Origin of the sequence: Erysipelatoclostridium sp. DFI.2.3 (assembly GCF_019132535.1) — a bacterium.
Classification (GTDB): Bacteria; Bacillota_I; Bacilli_A; order Erysipelotrichales; family Erysipelotrichaceae; genus Clostridium_AQ; species Clostridium_AQ innocuum.
In genome coordinates this window covers 1-286 of record NZ_JAHOOJ010000065.1, presented here as the reverse complement: position 1 = coordinate 286, position 286 = coordinate 1, and the positions used below count along the sequence as shown (strand labels likewise).

The 286-nt window shown below is 42.3% G+C and carries 1 protein-coding gene; it reads right to left on the bottom strand.

What is annotated here, in order from left to right; translation table 11 throughout:
• The coding region (locus KSZ58_RS23445; protein WP_374102589.1) for a phage holin family protein at nucleotides 1–148 on the bottom strand (148 nt) is incomplete at its 3' end.
• Nucleotides 149–286: the final 138 nt, after the last annotated feature.

The window sequence follows — 286 nt, the reverse complement described above, 5'->3', positions numbered from 1 at the left end:
TTGACTTCATCCAACCTGTTACCCAGTCTGCTATATTAAGTGCAAGGAACAACGCAAACAGATACCAGTGTTCTCCGAATATCACGCTGATAACTGCTATAACAGTGCCCACAAATGCGTTGTAGTTGTCTGTGATTGTTTGTGCCATATGTTTCATATACCTCATCTCTTTCCGCCATTCTTGGCAATATGTAGGGCGTTTTACCCTCTTATACTACTTCGTTAATTCTTCGTGACCTATCTCAACCAGAATTTTTTTCACTCCGGCTTCTAGCGCTTTGGGGAC